Origin of the sequence: Megasphaera sp. AF13-6AC (assembly GCF_027685385.1) — a bacterium.
In the GTDB taxonomy this organism is placed as follows: Bacteria; Bacillota; Negativicutes; order Veillonellales; family Megasphaeraceae; genus Megasphaera; species Megasphaera micronuciformis.
Genome location: NZ_JAQCUN010000141.1, coordinates 1 through 3,047, shown reverse-complemented (window position 1 = coordinate 3,047; position 3,047 = coordinate 1). Strand labels below are relative to the sequence as shown.

Below are 3,047 nucleotides of genomic sequence, written 5' to 3'. Positions count from 1 at the left end.
TTGAAGTTATTTATATTCGTCATAAAAGTGACAGTTTGGTTCCGGGAACAAAAGGGTGGCAGATTCATGAAACGATAGCCCCTAAGGAAGGCGAAAAGATTATTGAAAAGACCCATCCGTCGTCATTTAAGGATACGGATTTTGATGCTTATTTGAAAGAAAGGGGGATAGATAATCTAATCATCGTGGGCATGCAAGTTGAATATTGTGTGGACACGACTATTCGCGTAGCCTTTGAAAAAAATTATAAGATTACGGTACCTCAAGGGGGAACGACGACCTTTGATACGAAAAATATGCCGGCGGCGAATATCCGTATTCATCATGAAAAAATCTGGAATCATGTTTTCGGACGGGTATTGCCTATAGAAGAAGTCTTGTCCTTCATGGATGATAACTAACCGGTTAAAAACTTATACATCTAAAAAAGTAACGGACAGACCCTGTTGCTTTTTATTTATCTGCAAATAGGATAGGTAAGCCGTTTTGTTTGACGAACTATGAGGGCTATAGTAAAATATAGGATGTATGTATATTATTTTCAGGAAGGTGCGACGGATAGATGATCGCTTCGGAACAAAGGGTATATGACGATTTGGCGAATAGCCCTTTTGATCAGTTCATGGGTTTCGACATAGCAGAGATAAGTCAGGACGGTCTTACTCTGGTCTTTCATAATGTGGGAACAGCGTGGGATAATCCGAACGGTACTTTGTACGGCGGTGTTTTTTACGGCATGGCCGCATCCGTAACGGAAAAGATGTGCCTGCTGCACGGGTTAAAGCCTCACCTTCTCGACTTGGCCGTAAACCATATTCGACCGGGCAAGGCCGATACGGATATTGCTGTCAAAACCTTTTTCATTCATGAAGGGCGGACGACGGCCGTAGCGGTTTGCGAGTTTTTCGACAATGAAAAACGCCGGTTGGCCTATGCCAAGGCTACGTTTACTGTCAAAGCGGACGGAGGCGAACGGCTATGAACGGACGCTTTACGCCGGAAGAAAAGAAAGCATTGCAAGAAACGTTGGCACGGATTTATAAGAGCACTCCTTATTTTCAAACGCTGCCGTGTCGCGTTATAGACTTCGACAGGGGAGAAGTAAGAATTGATTTTCCCGTAGAAGAACGGTTTTGCATGGCCGACGGTACGGCATCAGCCGGACTGATGACGGCCTTTTGCGATACGCTCATGGGATTTTCCAGCCGAACTTGCGGCTATCGCATAACAACGCTGGAAATTAGCATGAATTACGTACGACATGCTCGTGTAGGCGAATTGTTGCACGGTGTGGGTACGGTTGTGAATATAGGGGAGGATACGCTGTTAACGGAAGCGGTCATTCGCGATGATGAAGGCCGACTTGTAGTTAAGAGCCGAGCTTCTTTTTATATTCTTGAAAAACCTGAAAAACAGTAGTCATTGATGGAAGGTTGGGTAACGACATGGATTTTGCTTACAACGACGAACAACTGGATATTATTAAAGTCGTACGTGATTTGGTAGAAAAAGAAATCAAACCGTATGCTTTGGAAATGGACGAAACGGAAACGCTTCATGAAGGGTTGTTGGAAAAACTGGCAGCACAGGGCCTTTTGGGCGTAGCTATTCCCGAAGAATTCAGCGGTGCCGGCTTGGATGCTGTTACCATTGCCGCTATTTATGAAGAACTCGGTAAAGGGTGTGCCGGCGTAGCTACGACGGTTGCAGCCAATGCTTTGGCCTCGTACCCCGTTATCATTGCCGGGAACGATGATCAGAAAAAGCGTTATTTTGATATTATTAATGACGACCACTTGGCAGCTTTTGCTTTGACCGAGCCGGGAACGGGTTCCGATGCGGGCTCCGTATCGACTCAGGCTACGAAAACGGAAGACGGCAAGGGCTATATCTTAAACGGCACGAAGTGCTTCATTACTAACGGTGCTTTGGCTGAAGTTTTCGTCGTCTTCGCCAATACGCGTAAGGGCGGCGGTGTTCGCGGCTTGACGGCCTTCATCGTTAAGAAGGGCACACCGGGCTTTTCAGTGGGCAAGGCCGAAAATAAGATGGGTATTCGTGCGTCCAATACGACGGAACTCATTTTCCAGGATTGCTTCGTACCCATGGAAGATCGCCTCGGCCGCGAAGGCCAGGGTTTCCGAATTGCCATGAATACGCTTGATGCGGCTCGTCCCTTTGTAGGTGCCGTATCGGTCGGTATTGCCGAAGCGGCTTTCCGCGCTTGCACGGAATATGCTAAAGTACGTGTACAATTCGACAAGCCTATTGCTTCCTTCCAAATGGTCCAGGCTATGATTGCCGATATGGCCATGAAGGTTGAAGGTGCTCGTCTTCTTGTTCAACGCGCTTGCTGGATGAAGGACCAGGGCATGGATTTCAGCCGTGAAGCGGCTATTGCCAAATGTAACGCTTCGGACGTTGCCATGCAGGTAACGACGGATGCCGTACAGGTTATGGGCGGCTATGGCTATATTAAAGAATATCCCGTAGAAAAGTATATGCGTGACGCTAAAATCATGCAGATCTACGAAGGCACGAACCAGATCCAAAGATTGGTTATTGCAAATAAGACGCTCTATTGATACAATAGATGCATTAATACATAAGTTGCTATGACGAAGACAGCATATAACAAAAAGACGTGTACAGGAAACGACATCGCCGATTGAGAGTGTCGCTCGTCCGGTTTTATGATTCCCTTCGGAGCTCTCGGCTGAAACTACAGTAGGCCGAGCGGGTCTTCCCGTTACAGGAGAGTAAAGTCATAATTAGGGTGGTACCGCGAGACCTTCGCCCCTTTGGGGTGAGGGTCCGTTTTTTATTATGCAGGAGGTATACGATGATTACAGACAGAATCGAAGAGATTAAGGCAGCCGTCAACGAACAGTTGAAAAAAAGCAGTGCCTTACAAGATGTACAAGATATTCGTGTCAAGTATTTAGGCAAAAAGGGCGAACTCACGTCTCTTATGAAGAGTTTGAAAGATTTGTCGGCAGAAGAACGTCCGAAAGTCGGCCAGGCTGTTAACTCGGCACGCGAAGTCA

At 46.7% G+C, this 3,047-nt stretch carries 4 protein-coding genes and 1 pseudogene; all 5 read left to right on the top strand.

The window, feature by feature from the left end; all coding sequences use genetic code 11:
- On the top strand, positions 1-401 hold a 401-nt coding region (locus tag PGX78_RS07205; RefSeq protein WP_270446175.1), incomplete at its 5' end, for an isochorismatase family protein.
- A gap of 161 nt (positions 402-562) precedes the next feature.
- Positions 563-982 (top strand): PaaI family thioesterase, encoded by a 420-nt coding sequence (locus PGX78_RS07200; protein ID WP_270446173.1) that lies wholly within the window; start codon positions 563-565, stop codon positions 980-982.
- Positions 979-1,419 (top strand): PaaI family thioesterase, encoded by a 441-nt coding sequence (locus PGX78_RS07195; protein WP_270446171.1) that lies wholly within the window; start codon positions 979-981, stop codon positions 1,417-1,419. Before PGX78_RS07200 ends, PGX78_RS07195 begins: the two co-directional genes overlap by 4 nt.
- A gap of 26 nt (positions 1,420-1,445) precedes the next feature.
- Positions 1,446-2,585 (top strand): acyl-CoA dehydrogenase family protein, encoded by a 1,140-nt coding sequence (locus PGX78_RS07190; protein WP_270446169.1) that lies wholly within the window; start codon positions 1,446-1,448, stop codon positions 2,583-2,585.
- A gap of 257 nt (positions 2,586-2,842) precedes the next feature.
- Positions 2,843-3,047 (top strand): annotated as a pseudogene (gene pheS / locus PGX78_RS07185) (phenylalanine--tRNA ligase subunit alpha); the annotation flags it as partial.